Raw genomic sequence first — 20,504 nt, 5'->3', positions numbered from 1 at the left:
CGCACGACGCGGACCGCCTCAACTAGTTCCAACGCGTCATCGGCGACGGGCCGGGACACCCACCAGAGAGGTAGCGACCATGTACAGTTCAATGAAAACCCTGATCGGCGCGGCGGCCTGCATGCTGCTGGCGCTGCCATCCGTCGGAGCCGAGCAGCGCTTCGTCACGGTCGGCACCGGCGGGGTCACCGGCGTCTACTACGCCGTCGGCGGCGCCATTTGCCGGCTGATGAACAAGGACCGGCAGAAAACCGGCATCCGATGCTCGACGGAGTCGACCGGCGGTTCGGTCTTCAACGTCAACTCCATCCAGACCGGCGACCTCGATTTCGGCCTGACCCAATCGGACGTGCAATACCAGGCCTATGAGGGGACCGGAAATTTCGACGGCAAGCCGTTCAAGGATCTGCGGGCCGTGTTTTCCGTCCATCCCGAGCCGTTCACCGTGCTGGCGCGGCCGGACGCCGGCGTCACCAAATTCGAGGATTTCAAAGGCAAACGCTTCAACGTCGGCAATCCCGGGTCAGGCACCCGCTCGTCCATGGAGGAGTTGCTGAAGCAGATGGGCTGGACGCTTGGCGATTTCTCGCTTGCCGCGGAGCTGAAGGCGGACGAGCAGGGCAGCGCGCTGTGCGACAACAAGATCGACGGTTTCTTCTACGGCGTCGGTCATCCTTCCGCCGCGATCCAGGATCCGACCACGGCCTGTGGCGCCAAACTCATCCCGCTGACCGGTCCGGCAGTGGACGCGCTGTTGGCAGCTCATCCGTACTATTCAGTCGCCACCATCAAGGGCGGCATGTACGCCAACAATCCGGACGACGTGACGACATTCGGCGTCCGCGCGACAGTGGTGACGAATGCCAGCACACCCGATGAGGTGGTCTACGAACTGGTGAAGTCGGTCTTCGAAAATTTCGATGACTTCAAGAAACTGCATCCGGCTTTCGCCAATCTCGATCCCAAGGAGATGATCAAGACCGGTCTGTCGGCGCCAATGCATCCGGGCGCGGAGCGCTATTACAAGGAGAAGGGCTGGCTCTGAGGCCTTCAATGCGAGGCGCCACAGGCGCCTCGCATCGCAAATAATTGTGGGGAACGATGACAGATCAAAGCCAGCGGGCGGCAGGGCCTGACCAACCCGTTATCGACATTGACAAGCTTAGCGAGATCGTCGCCGAAGCCGACACCGGTGGGCGCAAGCCGACCGGCCGCACCGCGAAGCTGATCCTCAGCGTATCGCTGGCATGGTCGCTGTTCCAGCTCTGGTATGCCTCGCCCCTTCCGTTCATGCTCAATTTTGGTGTCGTCAGCGACGGCATCGCCCGCTCCATCCATCTGGCCTTCGCCCTGTTTCTGGCGATGCTGACGTTTCCGGCCTTCAAGACCTCGTCGCGCAGCCGGGTGCCGCTGCCCGACTGGGTGCTAGGCATCGCCGGGGCGGCGTCCGCCCTCTATCTGTTGGTCTTTTACAGCGATATCGCCCATCGGCCGGGCCTTCCTACTACGGCTGACCTGATCGTCTCGATCGCCGGCGTCCTCATCCTGCTCGAGGCCGCCCGTCGCGCCGTCGGGCCTGCCATCACCGTCATCGCGGCGATCATGCTGATCTATATCTTCGCCGGACCTCACCTACCTGGCCTGCTCGGCCACAAGGGCGCGACGTTATCGCGCGCAGCCTCGCAGATGTGGCTGACGTCGGAGGGGGTCTTCGGTGTTGCCCTCGGTGTGTCCACCAACGTCGTCTTCATGTTCGTTCTGTTCGGAACATTGCTGGAGCGCGCCGGCGCCGGCGGCTTTTTCATCCAGCTTGCCTTCTCGCTGCTCGGCAAATACCGCGGCGGTCCGGCCAAGGCCGGTGTCGTCGCTTCCGGCCTGACCGGCATGATTTCCGGGTCGTCGATCGCCAATGTCGTGACCACCGGAACCTTCACCATCCCGCTGATGCGTCGCGTCGGATATTCTGCGGTGAAGGCGGGCGCCATCGAATGCGCGGCCGGCGTCAATGGTCAGCTGATGCCTCCGGTGATGGGCGCCGCCGCGTTCTTGATCGCGGAATATGTCGGCATCTCCTATGCCGAGGTGGTCAAGCACGCCTTCTACCCGGCGCTGCTGACCTACGGCTCGTTGTTCTACATCGTCGATATCGAGGCGATGAAGATGGGGCTGAAGGGTCTGCCGTCGCGCAGCGCCCATTCGGCCTATCAGGGTGCGCTGCGCGGGCTGATGGGCGTATGCGGCTTCATCGTCCTCGCAGGGCTTGTCTATTACGGCATTGGCTGGACGAAGATCGTTTTCGGCGCGGCCGCGACCTGGATGATCACTGCCGCGCTGATCGCCGTTTACATCGGCCTTGTCGCCTACCGGGCGCGTTATCCCGACCTGCCGCTGGAGGATCTGGAGGGCGAGATCGTCAGGATTCCCCACTTCGGCGAGACGGCGCGCACCGGCCTGCATTTTCTGCTGCCTGTGATCCTGCTGATCTGGTGCCTGATGGTGGAGGAGTTGTCGCCCGGCCTGTCGGCATTCTGGGGCGCTGTCGCCCTTATGGCGCTGATCGTCACGCAGCGGCCGCTCACCGCCTTTTTCCGCAAGGACCGAGCGCTGGCGCAGCATTGGCTTCACGGTTTCGACGATCTGGTCGGTGGCCTGTCCGCCGCCGCACGCAACATGACGACGGTCGGCATTGCCACTGCGACGGCCGGCATCATCGTCGGCACGGTTCTGCTCACGGGCATCGGGCTGGTAATGACCGAGCTGGTCGAATTCATCTCGGGCGGCAGCTTCATCGTCATGCTTTTGTTCACCGCGGTGATCTGCATCATTCTCGGCATGGGCATGCCGACCACTGCGAGCTATGTCGTCGTCGCCACTTTGATGGCGCCGGTCATCGTCGATTTGGCGGCGCAGAACGATCTTGCCGTGCCGCTGGTCGCCGTCCACATGTTCGTTTTCTATTTCGGGCTGATGGCGGACGTGACGCCGCCAGTGGGGCTGGCGGCTTATGCTGCTGCGGCAATTTCAGGCGCCGATCCGGTGAAGACCGGCATTCAGGGCTTCAAGTACGAGATCCGTACCGGCCTCTTGCCATTCATCTTCATCTTCAACACCGGACTGCTGATGATCGATCTCGAAGGGCCGTTCGACTTCGTCGCGATGGTGGTCACATCGACGCTCGCCATGGTCTCGTTTGTAGCAGCGACGCAGAATTGGATGCTCGTGCGCAACCGCTGGTACGAGACGATTGCGTTGCTTGTGGCCTGTTTCATCTTGTTCAGACCGGGATTGTTGCTCGATCAGGTGAGCGAACCTTATCGGGCAGTGCCTGCCTCCGAACTCAGCCGTATCGTCGACGAGACAGCCGAAGGCGGAGCGGTTCGCCTGCGCCTGACGACACTGAACCTCAACGGCGATGAGATATCGAAGCTGGTTCGGCTACAACTCGGGCCCGCAAATTCATCGGCCGAACGCCTGAAGGCTGCGGGCCTGGACGTCAGTGCGCTTGGCGATAGCGTGACAGTCGGCGTCGTGCGACTGGGCAGCCAGGCGGCCAAATTCGGCCTGCAGCCCGGCGACGAAATCAACCAGGTGCTTGTCCCTGCGGAACGGACGTCGCGCTATTGGTTCGCCATTCCGGCTCTGCTGTTGCTCGGTCTCGTCGTCTGGGGCCAGAAGCGGCGAAGGCGGGCGGTTGGTCTGTAAACGTCTTGTGAGCGGAAGCGTCTTGGCCAGCATGTCGGTAACCAAAGAACCAAACGACGCCCTGGAGCCGGCTAACGCGGAAATGCGCATGACGACGCGCGACCGCCCCTTCGAACCCGTCGACTACGGGCTTTACGCGCTGACGGTCATTGCCTGGAGCGCATCGTGGTTCGCGATCGAACTTCAGGTCGGCAGCGGCGTGTCGAACGAGGTCAATCTGGTCTGGCGCTTCGCCATCGCCACGCTGCTGATGTTTGCCTGGGCGGGTTTTTCCGGTCGGCGGCTCCGCTTTCCGATCGCCGATCATTTGCGCTTTGCTGTGCTTGGCATCCTTATCTTCTCGTCGAACTTCCTGTTTTTCTATTATGGCGCCGGCTATCTCGTCAGCGGCTTGCTCTCGGTCGTCTTTTCGCTCGCCTCGGTCATCAACATGCTGCTCGGTGCCTTGGTCATCGGCGAGCGCCCGGCGCCGCGCATTCTCGCCGGCGGCATCATCGGCTTCGCCGGAATAGCGCTGATGTTCTTTCCCGAAATCGCTGCCAACGGGCTTTCCGGCGGCACGTTGGTGGGCCTTCTCCTGTGCCTCTGCGGCACGCTGAGCTTCTGCGCCGGCAATCTCGTCTCCGTCGCAAACCAGCGCCGCGACCTGCCGCTCGTTTCAACGAGCGCCTGGGGCATGCTTTATGGCACTTTGTGGTCGGCGTTCCTGGCCTTCCTGCTTGGTGAGCCGTTCGTGTTCGCGACGACCGCCCCTTATATCGGCTCGCTGGTCTTCCTCGCCGTCATATCGACGGTCATGGCTTTCGCCGCCTACCTGACGCTGCTCGGACGCATTGGCGGCGCCCGCGCCGGCTATGCGACCGTCATATTTCCCGTCTTTGCGCTTTTGATCTCCACGGCGCTGGAAGGTTATGACTGGACTGCGTACGCGATCATCGGGCTCGTCCTCGTTGCCGCCGGAAACGTCCTGGTCATTCGCGGAGGACGGCGCTGACGCATGCAATACTTCGCAATGCGCCGCCTTCCGCTGCGCGGGCCGCGCCACATAGGTGCACCGGATAGATGGGTCAGGGCGCCTTCTTCTTCTGTCTTTTTTATCCAGCTTGACTCTCTTGGTCGTCAGTTTAGGCTGCGGTCAATGGGTCAGACCAATGTACCAGGGTTGGCCCGGGAGGGAACTAAACGCGCATGCCGATCCAGGCCGTTGAACCACGCCGGCTTTACCGACAGGTAGCCGATCAGCTCAGGCAGCTGATCGATGCCGGCGAGTTTTCCGTCGGCGACCGCCTGCCGACCGAGCGGGATCTGGCCGACCAGCTCGGAATTTCCCGCCCGACAGTCCGTGAAGCGCTGATAGCGCTGGAGGTCGAAGGCCGCATACGCATCCGCGTCGGCTCGGGTATCTACGTCACCGATCCGCCGAGCGCCGCCGCCTCCGAACCCGAAGTCGAGGAAGGCCCGTTCGAGCTGTTGCGCGCGCGCGAATTCGTCGAAGGCGCGATCGCCGCCGAAGCGGCCCTCCATGTCCGGCCTGCAGATATCGAACGGCTCGACGACGTGCTGCGCCGGATGGAGGCCATGCGTCACCCCAACAAGATGACCATTGCGCTCGACCGGGAATTCCACACCGCTGTCGCCGGCATTCTCGAGAACGCGGTGCTGGTGCGCTTCATCGGCGAGCTTTTCGACCAGCGCATGAACCCGTACTTCGAACGCCTGTCAATCTATTTCGAGACCAGCGATTCCTGGCAGGTCGCGGCAAAGGAACATCGTGCCGTGCGCGATGCAATTGCCGCGCGCGACCCCGAGCGGGCCAAGGCCGCCATGCAGCAGCATCTGCGCCAGTCCCAAATCAGATTCTCACGCAATTTCGATGAGAGAGCCGCAGCCAAGGAGGTTGCGGAATAGCAGTTGGCCGGGGGGAGATCCGGCCGTCAAATTCAACCAGGGAGGAATTAGATGCTGAGAAAATACGCAGTTCTGCTCGGTGCGATCGCCGCAATTGCTATACCCATGGCGTCGGCCTCGGCGGAAACGGTCCTGAAATGGGCGCATGTCTACGAGACGACGGAGCCCTTCCACACCGAATCCGTGTGGGCGGCCGACGAGATCAAGAAGCGCACCCAGGGCCGCTACGCCATCGACGTCTATCCGGCCTCGCAGCTTGGCAAGGAAGCGGACATCAACCAGGGCCTGATGCTCGGCACCGTCGACATCATCATTTCCGGATCGAGCTTCGCGGCGCGCGAATATCCACCGATCGGCGTCACCTATTTCCCATACACTTTCCGCGATGCCGACCATCTGCTGAAATACACAAAGAGCGACGTCTACAAGGCCCTGACCAAGGGCTATGAGGACAAGACCGGCAATCATATCGTCGCCACCACCTATTACGGGACGCGGCAGACCACCTCGAACCGGCCGATCGCCAAGTGCTCCGACATGCAGGGCTTGAAGATGCGCGTTCCCGACGTGCCGGCCTACCTGGCCATGCCGCGTGCCTGCGGCGCCAACACGGCGCCGATTGCCTTCGCCGAGGTCTACCTGGCTCTGCAGAACGGCACGGTCGAGGCCCAGGAGAACCCGCTGACCACCATCGAAGCGAAGAAATTCTACGAGGTGCAGAAGAACATCGTGCTGACTGGCCACATCGTCGATCATCTCAACACCATCATATCGGCGTCGCGCTGGGCCTCGCTGTCCGACGAGGACAAGAAGATCTTCACCGAGGTGATGCAGGAGGCCGCCGCCCGCGCCACGGCGAAGATCGTCGCCCGCGAAAAGGAACTGGTGCAGGTATTCAAGGATCGCGGCATCACCGTAACCGATGTCGACCGTGCCGACTTCGAGAAGAATGTGCTGGAGAAGGTCACCTTCGAGGAGTTCGGCTACAACAAGGCCGATTGGGAAGCGATCCGCGCCATCAAGTAGGGCATCGGGAAATCGGATGCTCAACCAAGAGGATAGGGCGGCAATCGGATTCGCCACTTGCCCATCCGTCCGGCTTCAAATTGCGCCGGACGGCCTTTCCAATCCTTGACGACCCACCAGCTTCGGGAGCCCGCGCCAATGGCCGAGGAACACCACACCGAGATCACCGTCGAAGAGATCGCGCACGCCTTCGAGGAGGTGCCGGTCGACGTCGACCTGTCGGACCACGGTATCGAGGATTGGGTCACGCTTGCCGTGTTCTGGGGCATGGTCGTCTGTGTCTTCCTGCAGTTCTTCACCCGCTATGCGCTGAACAACAGCTTTGCCTGGACCGAGGAGATCGCCATCAACGCGCTCGTCGTCGTTGTCTTTCTCGGTGCCGCCATGTGCGTGCGCCTTTCGCGCCATATCCATGTCGACGTGCTTTACCACTATCTGCCGGAGCGTGTCGGCCGCTGGCTGGCGCTCGCCGTCGATATTGTCCGCATCGCATTCTTCGCCTACGGATCGTGGCTGATGTGGCGCTACGTCACGATCGTGGCGCATGAGCGCATGGTCACCGTCAACCTGCCGCGGCGCTGGTTCTTCTACGCCGTACTGGCGGGCTTCGTGCTGATGCTTCTGCGCTCGATCCAGGTCTTTATCGGCAATTACCGGCGCGGCTATTCGGTGCTCGAGCGTCCCGGTGCGTTCGAGACAGCGGGGGTCTGAGCGATGCTGCTTCTGGTAGGGGGCTTTCTTGTCCTGATGCTCATCGGCGTGCCGGTCGCTGTTTCGATGGCGGCCGCCTCGATCCTTTACCTCGTCATCTACGGCGTGGCGCCCGATATCATCGCAGCCCAGCGCATGATCGCCGGGGTGGAGAGCTTTCCGCTGCTCGCCGTGCCCTTCTTCATCCTGGCCGGCAACCTCATGAACATCGCCGGCGTCACCGGGCGCATCTATTCCTTCGCCCTTGCCCTGGTCGGCTGGATGAAGGGCGGCCTGGCGCAGGTCAACATCATCGGATCGGTGATCTTTTCCGGCATGTCGGGCACCGCGCTCGCCGACGCCGCCGGCATCGGCACCATCGAGATCAAGGCGATGAAGGACCACGGCTATCCTATCGACGCCGCGGTCGGGGTTACCGCCGCTTCCGCCACGCTCGGGCCGATCTTTCCGCCCTCGCTGCCCTTCGTCATCTACGGCATGATGGCCAATGTCTCGATCGGCGCGCTGTTCATGGCCGGCATCCTGCCCGGCGTGGTCATGACCGTGCTGATGATGATTACGGTTGCCATCTTTGCGTACAATCGCGGCTGGGGTTCCGACACGCCTTTCGAGCTTCGGCGGCTCGCCGAAGCGGCGGGCGAGGTGCTGGTGGTGGCTGCCTTTCCGATTGGCTGCTATGTGCTTGTGCAGCTTGGCCTGTCGATCAACATCGCGGTCGGCATCGCGCTGCTGCTGCTGATCGCCGCGGACTGGTATTTCGATTTCTCCGCGGTCATGGCGCTGATGACGCCGGTCATCCTGATCGGCGGCATGACGATGGGCTGGTTCACGCCGACCGAGGCGGCGATGGCGGCCGTGATCTGGTCGCTTTTCCTCGGGCTGGTGCGCTACCGCACGATGACGCTGCGTTTGCTTGCCAAGGCCAGCTTCGACACGATCGAAACGACCGCGTCGGTGCTGTTCATCGTTACCGCCGCATCGATCTTCGCCTGGCTGCTCACCGTCAGCCAGGCGGCACAGCTGTTTTCGAACTTCATTTTCGCGCTCACCGAAAACAAATGGGTCTTCCTGATCCTGGTCAACATCCTGATGCTGGTGGTCGGCTGCTTCCTCGATACGATCGCCGCGATCACGATTCTGGTGCCGATCCTGCTGCCGGTCGCCGCCGTCTACGGCATCAACCCGGTGCATTTCGGCCTGATCATGACGCTCAACCTGATGATCGGGCTTTTGCACCCGCCGCTCGGCATGGTGCTGTTCGTGCTGTCGCGCGTCGCCAAGCTTTCGGTCGAGCGCACCACCATGGCGATCCTGCCGTGGCTGGTGCCGCTTATCGTGGCGCTGCTTCTGATCACCTTCATACCCGCCATCACGCTTTGGCTGCCGACCGAGATGGGACTGATCCGGTGAGCGGCCAGGTGACTGCGGCGACGCTGTTCGGCCCGCAGGACCTGCGCGTCGTGGAGCATCCGCTCGAACCGCTGGCACCAGGCATGGTGCGGGTGCGCTTTGGGGCAGGGGGCATCTGCGGCTCCGACCTGCATTATTTCCGCCATGCCCGGACCGGCGACTTCGTCGTCACCTCGCCGCTTGTCCTCGGCCATGAAATCTCCGGCGAAGTCGTCGAGATCAACGGCGCGGCACCCGGCCTGGGCGTCGGCGACCATGTCGCGGTCAATCCGTCGCGCTGGTGCGGGCATTGCGCGCGATGCCTGGAAGAGCGCGCCAATCTCTGCGAAAACATCTACTTCATGGGTTCGGCATCGAAGACGCCACATATGCAGGGCGGCTTCGCCAGCCTGTTCGACGCCACGCCCGCGCAATGTTTCAAGGTTCCATCTGACGTGGCCTACCAGGCGGCCGCACTTGCCGAGCCGCTGGCGGTCAGCCTGCACGCCGTTGCGCGGGCGGGCGACATCAGGGGCCGCAACGTCATCCTGTTCGGTGCCGGCCCCATCGGTCTCTTGGCCATGCTTGCGGCCAGGCTTGCCGGCTGCGCTGAGCTTACGGTCGCCGATATCGCCGCCGCTCCGCTCGCCTTCGCCCGCAGTTTGGGCGCCGACAGGACGATCGACCTTTCCGGCGGCGACGCCGAGCTCCAGGCGCTTGCTGCCGGCGGTTCGCTTGATGTGGCGTTCGAGATTTCAGGTACTGCCGCCGGCCTTGCCGCGGCGATCGCCAGCGTCCAGCGCGGCGGCACGGTGGTCCAGGTCGGCAATCTTCCCGGTGGCCAGATCCCGCTGCCTGCCAATGCAGTGATGGCCAAGGAGATCGACCTCAAAGGCACATTCCGCTTCGGCACGGAGTTCGGCCGGGCGGTCGATCTCATCGTTTCGGGGGAGGTGGATGTCCTCAAGCTGGTGACCGCCGAGCGCACGCTTTCTTCCGCGCCCGACGCCTTCCTTCTTGCCGCCGACCGTTCACAAAGCGTCAAGGTCGTGCTCACTGCGGACTGATCGGGAAACGGCCCAAACGCATTGAGCCGCGCGAGAACGTTGGCAGTCAAACTCAATCACTTGTTCTGTGCTGACGTTTCGTGGAACGGGTCGCTCAGATGGAACGCCGGCTCAGGGAAGAGGGAAATCACGCCGTGTGCAGTCCGCCAAAGATAGTCCTGGCTTTGAACTGCAGAACCAAGTTGTTATGGGCGGCTGGAAGCGACTAAGTGCCGTGTCCATTTCGGACAACATGTTCGCATCTGTCTGCTTGCAGTTGTCTGGGCTGTCGTTACAGACGAGGATAGCGCCCGCGGCACGTTTCGACTGCTGGCCGGTCATCGTGCCGAACGCCGTTGAGAATTGCATTGCGCGTGCGACCGCGCTTTTCCACAAATATATCGGCTCAATCGCGATTGCATGTGTGTCGTTTACACAGTCGGCTATGGTTTTGTCGCTCAGCCGCATCTGCGTCACCATTCCAGCACAGAATTGCGACTGTAGTTCCGCTTGCTCATCTCCGATTGCGAGCCCTGCAATCTCTGACCTTGCGCGGTCGGAAAGTGACACGATGTAAGGGGGCCGCGGGCCGTACCGGTCAACATAAGAAAATTCACAGGTATTCATACCCGTAGCTGAATCGTGTTCTTGAGAACCAGTAAGCTTTCCGAAAGTGATGATCGACTGTCCGGCGTCCAAGGTTGGAAAAAACTTCCTCTGGGATTGAATGTCATAGAAGTCGAAATAATAATCCATGCCGGCGCCGTCGGAGGTCTGCAATGCGCAGCGAAAATTCGATCTGATCGAGGCGGTAGAATAGCCGGTATTCTTTCCGCCGACGCGGATCAAAGAGATGTATTGCGTCACCCTGTCCGTTTGGTCGCTCACTCCGCGATCGTCTAGACCTACATTGACAATGTCGGGATTAAATAGCTCGGCCGTCACATAGGCTCTGTCTTGGTCGAACCAACTCAGCATGGCAGCGACCGTCGGGGTGAAGAATGCAGTTAATAGCGCAGCCACTGCCGCAGGAAACCCGATCCAGTCGCGTACGAGTTTTGCACCAAGTGTCACCTTTTGCCATCCGGTTGCCCCTCTACCGAGATCTGCCAGGCAGTGAGGGCATCGAATGGCTTTTAAGGAGATCGGCTCGTCACATTTCGGACATTGCCTCCCAGAGCCGGGGAATACAGATCTCGGGTCGGCCGCTGCCGTTGCCTTCTCTGTGCCGTCTTCCATGCTTGCCTCCAAATAATCGCGACTTACAGTCGTGCCTTCATGGTTTGTTTGGCACGACGTCGCTGATCTGGACGTAAGGGGGTGGCTGGTCTCCCTTATTAAGTTTCGAGCGCGACGAGCCTGATGAGGTAAGCACCAGTTCAGCTGGACGTTTGCTCAGCAGCAGCTCGCGCAATTGGCTGCCGGAGTGTCGTTTGCTGCTGTCGGCAAGTGCCTTCGCTTGAATCAACGAAGCCAGACCTGCAATCAGCGCCGATGCGGCCGAGGTTCCGCCGAAGCGGGTATAGAGAAGCCCGGTCGGCAGGGGTGTTGTTTCGTCGATGACGTCCGCATCGCCGGCCAGGCGGGCAGGTACGTCAATCGCCAGAACACTGAAGGGTGAATATTCGGCTCCGGCCTTCGCACGTGCTGGCCCAACCGACCTGGCAATTGCGCTGCCCATCTCAGCGGCGAGGTCAATTCGTACGACATGGTCGGTGATCATAGCCTCGTCGTCACTCGGGCCGTAGATCGTAACGCCTGAAGCGTAGGTGCCGCTCGAGTAGGCGGAACGCCACCCCAGCTGATTGCCCGCGCCAACAACGATCAGAGATGTCGCTCCGAAGGGTGCCTCCGTCGCAGTCGCCAATGCCGCGGGATAGGCCGGTTCGGCCATTCCGTCATTCCCGGCCGCGAGAATGACCGGACGATCCGCTGCGATCGCTGCCAGGAGATGCTCAAAGATCTTCTTGTCGGTGGCCAACGCCTCGTCGTCGTCGAACCGCGTCATGCGAACACCCGTCCCAGACGCGTTCTTCCCTCTGGCCAACCTGCCGAGATCGTTCACCGATCGCGGCAGCAGAATGACATCGGCGCGACAGGCGACCGCGTGCAGAAGCGCGGTGACAAGTGGAGCGATTTCATGGCTGTAGGGGGTGGCGACCGGAATAATCGTCGCAAACGGATTCACGCCAAAGTACGGCAAAACGGCGCCATCGAGCGCAGGCGCCGACCCCGCCGGCGGCTCCTTCAGTGTCCGGCCTGCTATAAGACCGGCGCAAGAGGTGCCGTGTCCGGCAAAACGCTCTGCCGGATCGGCAGCGTTGACAAGCCGGGGCTCCCCTTCGGACATCGCTTTGATGCGCCGGGCAATATCGTCGCGAACGGCGTCGTCGGCGATCATTTTCAATATTGGAGCCATCGTCGCTTCAAGGTTCTGCCAGCCATCCCGGGCGGCGCGCCGGTCCTCCTCGCGATAGACTACTCCGTCGGTCGACACCGCCACGTCCAGCCGGGCTTCGATGCAGCTAGCTGGCAGATTTGGATGCCTCGATGTGCAGCCGCTGTCGATAATGGCGACCCGGCTCTCAGGCAGGCCCTTTGACCAGATTGGCGGCACAACGCCTGGTCTTTGCGCGTCGAGCAAGCCAATGCTGGCAAGATGCCAGAGATAGAAAAGAGGGGACTCGGTCCGCTCCTGTCCTGGTGCAGTGTCCGGTTCCATAGCTCCCCTCCCTCAGTGCCATTCCAGGAGAGCTTGACGCATCTCGCGGCTGCACAAATTGATGAAAAACGGTGCGAACTGCCTGGCCAGAGCCTGGCCGGCCTCCGTATCCGAACGGTAATGTAGCCCCGCGTGCTCACGGTTTTCGGCGACGCGCTCGGCAACGAAGAACAGTTCGGTTGTGCCGGGATGTTCCGGTATCAGGCGCGTGAGAACCTCGGCGATGCAGAACATTTGAAACGAATGGTTGCTTGGAAATGCCGCATGAGGCGGAACGGGGATGAATGGCCTCAACCGGGAGTCCACCTGGTTCGGTCGCTGGCGATTGAAGACGGCCTTGTAAAAGTAGCCAACGCGCTCGGCGACCTGCAGGATCAGTTCGATCATCCTCTCAGTACTGTCGAAGCCGCCGCTTTCGATGCCGAGAGGGGCAAAGATGTCCGACAGATTGGATGTGTCGGCCTGCGACAGGATCTCTTCCTGCCTGGCGCGATCGTTGACAAGGCTCAGTTGGTGAACGTGAAGCGCTGCAATTTCGGCGGCAGCTTCCGACGGACCCGGCGGCGGTTTTATCTGCAGGGCCTCGAAAGGGTAAGTCCCGTCCAACATCCCCGCAGCGTAAAGCCGCCTCACGACGTCCCAGGACGCGAGAACCTCGCCGACTGCGCCGCCGCCGCGCTCCACCTGCGCAGTTGATCTTGAACGTGATCGCGATCGCGATCTTGACCGCGAGCGGGACCGTGAGCGCGAAAGGACTTCGAAGCTGCTGCGGGAACGCGATAGGGATCCCGCAAAGGCCGCAGCGAACTTGTTCGCATTGGGCAGATCTTTAAAAAATTCCGTGAAGAGAGCGTTGTCTGTTTGAAGAAAGCCGATTTCGCCGCGTCTTGTCAGGACGATATTCGAACTGATCCTAAAATCCAGTTGGTCAACAGGTTGAAGTCCCATCTCTTTGTCCCCCATTTGCCCGGCAGCCTTCTTCGAAAAGGCTGCCCCGTGTTATAATTTCTGCAAGCGGTCGTCATGCCGGCTTCTGGAACATCGCCTTCAGTTGGTTGGCCGCGTATGGAAGAAAGAGCGATGCGCCGTAGAAAAGAAAATTCCCGACACTGGTGACGATTCCAGAAACCTGATCGGGCCGCACGATCGCAAAGTAGAGGACGACGTTGCTCGCGCCCCAGAATAGCGTAACCATCAAAGATGCCCCAAGCATGCCGGCTACACGACTGTAGCTCTCGACAGGAGCTACGCCGTTGTCGTCCTGGATATTCTTCTCCAACATAATCGATTTGTAGTCAATGCTTGTGAATACGGAGCGCAGAAGAAATATAGTCGCTCCGTTGAAAGCAATCAAAAGTCCCCATACCGGATAATTGTCCATTTTATTTCTCCCACAGAGTGATCGCGTTTCGGGTGTGGACGCCACCGCAACCGATGGCGTCCATTGATTTGGGGAATGTCAGGCGGAAGACGACTGCAGGGCGTCGAATATCCACCCGCCGCAGTTCAGGCGTCCGTTTCCATCATCGGTGCCGTAGGCTCGCAATCGGCGAATCCCGTCGGCCCCGATGCTTAGGCGGCAGTCATGCGGCCGGCCTGCAAGGACTAGAAACGGCTTGGCGTCCGGCTGATCGATTTTTTCCAGCATTTCGAACACGGTGTCGTCGCCGTCCTGTTTGACCTTGCGTGCGTGAATGCGGTTATTGGCGGCAAATAGCCCATGCTTGCTATTCGGGAAGTCGAACAGATGCGTGTCGCTGATCGAGAGCGTGTCGTCCTTGAGCTCGACGATTAACGTCTCTGACGAGGCCGGCGTGATCGGCCGAGCTGGATCTTCACAGCGGCTATGACTAAGTTGGTTCGCCATACGCGTGCGAAAGTTGTTCATCACATCATCTCCTTTGCTTTGGCGGCGAGTTCAGACTCGAAAGGATCGTCGGGGATGATCGCGTGCAGAGGCCCAACGGGGTTGGACTTCATGACGTCGATCAGGTTGCGGCCAAGACGCACACCTTCGACAGCGTCCATCTGCCAATGCACACCGAGATAGAGACGGCTGACGGCATTCTCATGGATTGCCTGGGCAAGCGTCATCTGGCGGACATGGTGGGGACGCACGGACCCGTCCGGGTCGATGGCGCGGCCATCATACTCATCGGATACGAAGGCAAAGACGAGATCTTTGCCGCCGCCCAGAGCTTCAAGCAGCTCGCTTGCGAGCCCGAAGCAGGTTGAACCGAAGGTCGCATGCCCCGATGGATAGGCCGGAAACTGCGGCGTTCGTGACTTCGGACCATCGCCGCCACGCGGGACGGAATTCGTCTGTGGTGCCCCGAGGGGGGCCCAATGCGCATCCGATTCGACCAGCGAAGGTGTGTCGGGTGGCAATTCGAGCCATGCCTTGATGGAGGTATAGTCCGGTTTGCCGGCCTCTCCGGCGGGCATTGAGAGCCTGGCCTGATCGAAGGTCGGCACGGACGCGGTACCCTCCCTGAATCCGGCCTCGTTGGTGCGAAGCAAGGTTGCCGGCCGTGCGACATGATAGGTGAATTTTTCGCGCCACGCGGCAATGCCGGCATCGGCCATTCCCAGGTTGCAGATGGCCAGCAGAACGGCCAACGCCTCCGTCGAGAAGTTCGCCTGCTCCGCGATCGCGTGAAGACATTGATTGTAGAGGCGCGGCGGCAAGCCGATCCCGCGAACCCCGTCATAGGCCCAGAAGGTTCCGATGAGCGTTTCCTCGGCTGTTCGTGTCAACCGGTCGGTCCCTGGAGCAGCGCCTTTGCCGGCGACCAGGTCGCGATCCGCCGGCCAGTTCATTGCTTCGAGAAACGCCCCCAGGGGCTCTGTCTGGCCCGGCTGCGGCGGCCGCTCTCCAAGGGCCTCGCTTGGCCCGACAAACTGTATCGCGCCGGCAGGGTAGGTGACGAAGGGCCTAACGTCGAAACCCCATGTCGCACCCAGCACGGCGGCGCCCAGGGGCGAATAGGGGTCAAGGCTGAAGGTTCCTGGTAGGCCGAAGGCGCGGTATTGCCTATCCCGTGTTCCCGAACCGTCGGCGGACCGAGCGTCCGCGAGCATCCGGCCGATGGCAGCGCCATACTCGAGCCCGTTTTCGATCGCCTGCGCCGACTGGCCCTTTTCATACAGATGCAGTCGGTATTCCGTAACGAGCTGCTCAACGAAGGCGTCTTCGAACAACAGCCGGATCGTGACCGACGCCGCTCCGGCGACAGCGGCTTCACGGCTGATCACGGCAGGCGCGGCAGGGAGCATGGGCTGATATGCGGCCAGCCGAGCAAACCGATGATGGTTGTTGTGGAATGAAGCCGGATCGGCCATCAGCAGGGCGTCGTACATGGCGATATGCACGATTGCCAGCGCGCGGGACGCACGCGTCGGCCCGCCCACTTTCGGTTCAAGCTTTGTTCGGCCTTTTCCGGCCTCGTCGATGCCCGTTCCATCGCCGAACGTATAGTCCTGGCGTTGCGCTTCGAGTGAAGCCCTGCTCCAGAACAAGATCGGATCAAATTGATCTAACATTTTTTTAGCCTCCATCTTGGTAGCGCAAGCAAGATTTTGATTTCAGTGCGCCGCCGACGCGGGAAATGACCATGCCCGCGTTCCAAAACCGTCCGAATTTCCGTCGTTGTTGCGTGAAAAATGCGTGAAAAGACCATCACTGAACGCGCGATCGAGTGAGATTGTGTATTCTTTTGCGGTCTATGCTATAGAGATGGCCGGGGTTTCGAGGGTAGGCTGGAAATGGCCATGCAACTCATCGCGCGGCTTACGCTGCGGGGCATCTTTCGACTTGAGGATATGCACGGCCGTCAGATTGCCGTGCCGAGCAAGAAGGCACGTGCCTTGCTTGCGATTCTTGCGTTTTCCCGGAACGGGGAGCGTTCCCGAGCCTCGCTGCAGGACATGCTATGGGGGCGATGCGAGAAGACGGAGTCTCAAAACAGCCTTCGACGCGAGCTGTCATCGTTGCGCGCGCTGCTCGCGGGGGACTTGGCCGATCTGCTTCATATCGATCGCGAAACCGTCTGCCTTCGGCTCGACCGGTGTGACGTCGACGCATTGGGCGAGGGTGAAAGCGCTCAGACGAACGGAACGCTTCTTGAAGGCCTCGACATTGCTGGAGAGGAAGGGTTCGAGGAATGGCTGCGCGAGAGGCGAAGCCAGCGGCAAACGGCGGCGCCGAGAGTGACCAGTCCGGGGGCCGACGACACTCGACGCAGTGGCGCGCAGCCCGACAGGCGTCTGGTCGTGAGCATCGGCTTGGATGCTTGGCACAATGGTGCGGTCGGCGCCATGATTTTGCCTGAACTCTTTCGGCAGGCCGTCATCTCCGGCCTTGAGGAAACGGGCTGCTTTCGGGTTTCCGTCCCGGATCCCGCTCGCAACGGGCCGCGAAGTGCTGCCGACGCGCAGGACTTGGATCTGCTGATCAAGACGGAGAGCGCCTACGATACTCTGGCGGTTGCCATTATGTGCGTCGGTTCGACCAACCGGGACGTTATGGTCAGCATGAGTACGGTGGTAAAGCTTGGCGGAAAGACGCTGGCACTGGAGCGGGATCTTCAGGCCTTCGCAACCAACTGTGTTGACCGTCTCCTGCACCGGAACATTCTCTCGCTCGATGCGCTGGACGATTCCCATCTCAGCCGAAAACGGCTTCTGACTGCTACAGCGCAGATGTTCAGCCTTAGCCCGTCCGACGTCAGAGCCAGCCGTGCGACGCTGACCGAAGCAAATGGACTCAGCCGCCAGGGCATCTTTCATGCTTGGCGCGCGTATCAGGCTGTATTTCTTTACGACCGTTCGCATGCCTACGACTATCGCCTTACGATCGAAGAGTGCAAGGACGACATGCGCGTGGCTATGGACCTTGATCCATTTAATGGCGCAGCCCTGTCTCTATGCGCCCACGTACACGCGTTCCTCCTTCAAGATTTCACTACTGCCGGAGAATATTTGGAAAAAGCAAGGCAGACGGGTACACAAAATGTCATGTACTACGACGCATTCTCTATGCTAAACTTCTATACTGGACGTTATTCAGAGGCTAGGGCAGCGGCTAAGAAGGCAGAGATACTTGGAAAGAACTTGACGTTTCGATATTGCTTCGCGACGTCACTGTGCATGATTGAGGCGATGTCGGGTGATTTCGAAGCGGCCGCCCGCGAGGGGCGTCGCGCTCTCGCGCTTGAACCGGGGGGGCGCGAGATTTCGTATCCCCCGACACTCCGCTATTATGGGGCTGCGTTGGCGCATCTCGGCCTCAAGGACGAGGCCCGCGAACTGTTAGACGACTGTCGTTCCATGCTCACCCTTGCGGACGCTACCGCCAAGCGCGAGCGCCTGGCGGAAGGTCAGCCAGCTCTGTCCTGAAAAACCCTGCTCGATCACCGAACCCCAGAGGATCAGGACATTGATTCCAGAGTATCGCCGGCCAGTGGCGGCGTTCTTCGGCATGGCGAGCGGCGCCTTCGCAGCTGCCATTCCCCATGGCTGAACCCAGGGCAGCCGACCGGCCCCCAGCTCGCCGATGATCTTGTTGGTGATATCGTCATATACGCTGGCCCGGGTCGGGGCAGCCTGGTGCCGATGCTTGGTCATTGCTAGTCTCCGCGCCGGGCGCCGGGAGCCTCTCTCCCAGCCTTCAACCCGTCAGTGCGCCAAGCGCGGGCCCTCTAACTCTATGGACTCGAACGAAGATTGCGGTTGCTGACCAACTCCGAGGTGGAAGACACCGTTCGAAACCGCAGCGTGAGGCGATCAGCAGAACCCACTAAGCCGGGCGCACGGGAGTAGGCCCAAGCGACCCGGCAGTGAGTCCATGGAAACGGAAGCCGCACAGATAGCCGAAGCCAGTCAGGAGCGGTTTCACCGGCCACGGAAGTGGGGAGCCAGCCGAAAGGCTCGTGGAGTGCGCGTCAGCGCAACCGCTCCGATTAGCAGGTCAAAGGAGCATCTTTGCCGCAGGCGCTCCAGTCGGCGCTTTTCGCAGCCGTATATTCAGAGAAAAGATCGTGCGGCAGGGCATCCGGAATGGCGAGACAGAAAAGTGTGCTCAATGCGACCCGCGATCCGTCTGTTTCCGAGCGAAACTATCGGACCATAGAGATTGGCTGAGGGCTCCGTTTTGAAAATCCCCGAACAATTCGACGAGACCACGCCCCTGCGCGTCGCGATTGCAGCACGAATTGCCTTTCCCGATGGCTCGATGTGCGCAGCAGGCCTACGCAAGGAACGTGACGCCGGCCGACTTGAAACCGAGCTAATCGCAGGAAAGGAGTACGTCACCTTGCTGGCGATCACCAGAATGAGGGAACTATGCCGCGGGCGTCGAAAGGGCCACGCCTCGTCTGGCGCGGCGAAAGCTGGAAAAAGGACGGAACACTCCGAAACAAAGCTGGATGGTTTATCCGCGATCGAACAACGTTCATCAGCGCTGGCAGCGGCGAAAAAGGCCATCCAGGACCTGAAGCTGAAAAGGCGCTCGCGGTCTACATCGCCGGCAAGTACCACCGAGCGCGCGGTGCCGAAGATGTCTTGATAGCCGATGTCGTCAGCGTCTACCTGAGAGAGGTTGCACCGAAGCATGCCGCGCCGGAAGAGACGGCGGCTCGGCTGGACAACATCCTCGATTTCTTCGGTGAAAAGACGCTCGCCGCTATCAACGGCAAGCTTTGCCGCGACTACGTCGCGTTCTGTCCCACCGAAGCCGTTGCGCGCCGCCAACTCGAGGATCTTCGTGCGGCCATCAACTACTACCGCAGGGAAGGCCACACGACTGCCGCACCGACGATTGTCCTGCCTGACAAGGCCGGTGCGCGCGAGCGCTGGTTGACGCGCAGTGAGGCGGCCGCCCTTATCTGGGCCGCGTGGCGTATGAAGCAGAAATGGAAGGGCCAGGAGAGCGACCGGCGTACCGGGCGACACCTCGCCCGCTTCATGCTTGTCGCGCTTTATACAGGAACGCGCTCTGCCGCAGTTTGCGGTGCCGCCATCCGTCCCACCAAAGGGCGTGGTTATGTGGACCTCGACCGCGGCATCTTTTACCGCCGCGCCGATAGCGCAAAGAAGACCAAAAAACGCCAGCCGCCTGTGCGCTTGCCGGACAGGCTGTTGGCGCATCTCCGCCGCTGGGCGTGCACAGATCTCGATATCAGGACCAAGGCGCGCGGCAAGAGCGCAAATATTGGTCGCAAGATATCGCAAGACTTTGTGGTGGAGTGGAATGGAAAGCCGGTGGGGTCGGTCAAGAAGAGCTTTAGGAGAGCTCGCGACGCTGCCGGCCTCGGTCCCGACGTCACTTCGCACACGCTTCGCCACACCGCTGCGACCTGGCTGATGCGGGCCGGCGCCGACATGTGGCAGGCCGCGGGCTTTCTCGGCATCACCGTGGATGTTCTGATCGATACTTATGGTCACCATCATCCCGACTTCCAGGCAGACGCCGCCGAGAAGATCGCGAAGAAGCACGTCGCCGCCAAGGCGACGAAAACCTCGCTCAGGATAGGTGGCGATGAAAACGTGAACTTGGCCCGATCGCACCACAGGTTCCCCACACAAAGCCCGAAAGGAAATGCAATCATTGCGGAGCGAGCGTGACGAAGGAACCCGGGAACCTGCGGCTTTGCCGGTAGCGCACATCGTTCGGGACGATGGGATCGCAGGTTCAAATCCTGAGCGCGCTCAGGTCCCTCCTGTCTGAGCGACCACGGGGCGAGCGGTTGAGCGAACAACAGAACCGCTTGTGAACGCGCCGTGTCAGATCGAGCTTTAGACCCAAGGCTTTTCTGTAACGAACGCTGGCTATCGACCTGAACGTTACCTTGGTGGCGATCGATGGTGTGATGTCACTTCGGAACGTACCCTAAAATGACCGCTTTGCGCCCGATGCACGAACATGAAGTAATCGCGGAAGCGGTGGCCACCTGAGATGTGGCGGCGATGTTCGAACATCTGGCCGGCTGGCTGTCCTCCGA

17 protein-coding genes and 1 pseudogene are annotated in these 20,504 nt (G+C 61.0%); 11 read left to right on the top strand and 7 right to left on the bottom strand.

What is annotated here, in order from left to right; all coding sequences use genetic code 11:
- Positions 1–91 precede the first annotated feature (91 nt).
- From NKI16_RS10460 to NKI16_RS10425, 8 genes are all read left to right on the top strand, one after another.
- Positions 92–1,045 (top strand): TAXI family TRAP transporter solute-binding subunit, encoded by a 954-nt coding sequence (locus NKI16_RS10460; RefSeq protein ID WP_023674270.1) that lies wholly within the window; start codon positions 92–94, stop codon positions 1,043–1,045.
- 56 nt (positions 1,046–1,101) lie between these two features.
- Positions 1,102–3,702, top strand: coding sequence for a TRAP transporter permease (locus tag NKI16_RS10455; RefSeq protein ID WP_352839380.1), 2,601 nt, complete (start codon positions 1,102–1,104; stop codon positions 3,700–3,702).
- Positions 3,703–3,790: 88 nt separating this feature from the next.
- Complete coding sequence (locus NKI16_RS10450; RefSeq protein WP_023674272.1) at positions 3,791–4,696, top strand: DMT family transporter; 906 nt, start codon at positions 3,791–3,793, stop codon at positions 4,694–4,696.
- A 194-nt stretch (positions 4,697–4,890) separates the two neighbouring features.
- Positions 4,891–5,610 (top strand): FadR/GntR family transcriptional regulator, encoded by a 720-nt coding sequence (locus NKI16_RS10445; protein ID WP_352452148.1) that lies wholly within the window; start codon positions 4,891–4,893, stop codon positions 5,608–5,610.
- A gap of 51 nt (positions 5,611–5,661) precedes the next feature.
- Positions 5,662–6,636, top strand: a complete 975-nt coding sequence (locus NKI16_RS10440; protein ID WP_502894239.1) for a sialic acid TRAP transporter substrate-binding protein SiaP — start codon at positions 5,662–5,664, stop codon at positions 6,634–6,636.
- A gap of 138 nt (positions 6,637–6,774) precedes the next feature.
- Positions 6,775–7,347 carry a TRAP transporter small permease gene (locus NKI16_RS10435; RefSeq protein ID WP_352571215.1) on the top strand — a complete coding sequence of 191 codons (573 nt, stop codon included), beginning with the start codon at positions 6,775–6,777 and terminating at the stop codon, positions 7,345–7,347.
- Positions 7,348–7,350: 3 nt separating this feature from the next.
- Positions 7,351–8,757: a TRAP transporter large permease gene (locus NKI16_RS10430; protein ID WP_023674276.1), complete on the top strand. Its 1,407-nt coding sequence runs from the start codon at positions 7,351–7,353 to the stop codon at positions 8,755–8,757.
- The gene (locus NKI16_RS10425) at positions 8,754–9,803 is read left to right on the top strand and encodes an L-idonate 5-dehydrogenase (RefSeq protein ID WP_352571217.1); all 1,050 of its coding nucleotides are present in this window, start codon (positions 8,754–8,756) and stop codon (positions 9,801–9,803) included. The genes NKI16_RS10430 and NKI16_RS10425 overlap by 4 nt, the downstream gene beginning before the upstream one ends.
- A 111-nt stretch (positions 9,804–9,914) precedes the next feature.
- On the opposite strand, the gene NKI16_RS10420 is transcribed toward NKI16_RS10425, so the two are convergent.
- The 6 genes from NKI16_RS10420 to NKI16_RS10395 form a co-directional block, all read right to left on the bottom strand.
- On the bottom strand, positions 9,915–11,021 hold the full coding sequence (locus NKI16_RS10420; RefSeq protein ID WP_352922709.1) for a hypothetical protein: 1,107 nt from the start codon (positions 11,019–11,021) through the stop codon (positions 9,915–9,917).
- Between the two features lie 37 nt (positions 11,022–11,058).
- Positions 11,059–12,504 (bottom strand): S8 family serine peptidase, encoded by a 1,446-nt coding sequence (locus NKI16_RS10415; protein WP_352839371.1) that lies wholly within the window; start codon positions 12,502–12,504, stop codon positions 11,059–11,061.
- Between the two features lie 12 nt (positions 12,505–12,516).
- On the bottom strand, positions 12,517–13,452 hold the full coding sequence (locus tag NKI16_RS10410; protein ID WP_198023675.1) for a phosphatase PAP2 family protein: 936 nt from the start codon (positions 13,450–13,452) through the stop codon (positions 12,517–12,519).
- 73 nt (positions 13,453–13,525) lie between these two features.
- Positions 13,526–13,885: a hypothetical protein gene (locus NKI16_RS10405; RefSeq protein WP_031213365.1), complete on the bottom strand. Its 360-nt coding sequence runs from the start codon at positions 13,883–13,885 to the stop codon at positions 13,526–13,528.
- Positions 13,886–13,963: 78 nt separating this feature from the next.
- Positions 13,964–14,392 (bottom strand): hypothetical protein, encoded by a 429-nt coding sequence (locus tag NKI16_RS10400; RefSeq protein ID WP_023680785.1) that lies wholly within the window; start codon positions 14,390–14,392, stop codon positions 13,964–13,966.
- Positions 14,392–16,047, bottom strand: coding sequence for a vanadium-dependent haloperoxidase (locus tag NKI16_RS10395; RefSeq protein ID WP_352922706.1), 1,656 nt, complete (start codon positions 16,045–16,047; stop codon positions 14,392–14,394). The genes NKI16_RS10400 and NKI16_RS10395 overlap by 1 nt, the downstream gene beginning before the upstream one ends.
- A 228-nt stretch (positions 16,048–16,275) precedes the next feature.
- Here NKI16_RS10395 and NKI16_RS10390 point away from each other — a divergent pair, with 228 nt between their 5' ends.
- Positions 16,276–17,901, top strand: a complete 1,626-nt coding sequence (locus NKI16_RS10390; protein ID WP_352922704.1) for an AfsR/SARP family transcriptional regulator — start codon at positions 16,276–16,278, stop codon at positions 17,899–17,901.
- Here the strand turns inward: NKI16_RS10390 and NKI16_RS10385 are convergent.
- Positions 17,818–18,129 (bottom strand): annotated as a pseudogene (locus NKI16_RS10385) (ArdC-like ssDNA-binding domain-containing protein); the annotation flags it as partial. The gene NKI16_RS10390 and the pseudogene NKI16_RS10385 overlap by 84 nt on opposite strands.
- A 508-nt stretch (positions 18,130–18,637) precedes the next feature.
- Between NKI16_RS10385 and NKI16_RS10380 the strand changes: the two are divergent.
- Together NKI16_RS10380 and NKI16_RS10375 are read left to right on the top strand one after the other, a co-directional pair.
- Positions 18,638–19,069, top strand: a complete 432-nt coding sequence (locus NKI16_RS10380) for an excisionase (protein ID WP_352757347.1) — start codon at positions 18,638–18,640, stop codon at positions 19,067–19,069.
- Positions 19,066–20,127 carry a tyrosine-type recombinase/integrase gene (locus tag NKI16_RS10375; protein WP_245274606.1) on the top strand — a complete coding sequence of 354 codons (1,062 nt, stop codon included), beginning with the start codon at positions 19,066–19,068 and terminating at the stop codon, positions 20,125–20,127. The genes NKI16_RS10380 and NKI16_RS10375 overlap by 4 nt, the downstream gene beginning before the upstream one ends.
- Positions 20,128–20,504 lie beyond the last annotated feature (377 nt).

The organism is Mesorhizobium sp. M0698 (assembly GCF_040320455.1).
GTDB lineage: Bacteria > Pseudomonadota > Alphaproteobacteria > Rhizobiales > Rhizobiaceae > Mesorhizobium.
Note: the sequence above shows the minus strand (reverse complement) of the source record. Positions and strands in the feature narration are given on the sequence as shown.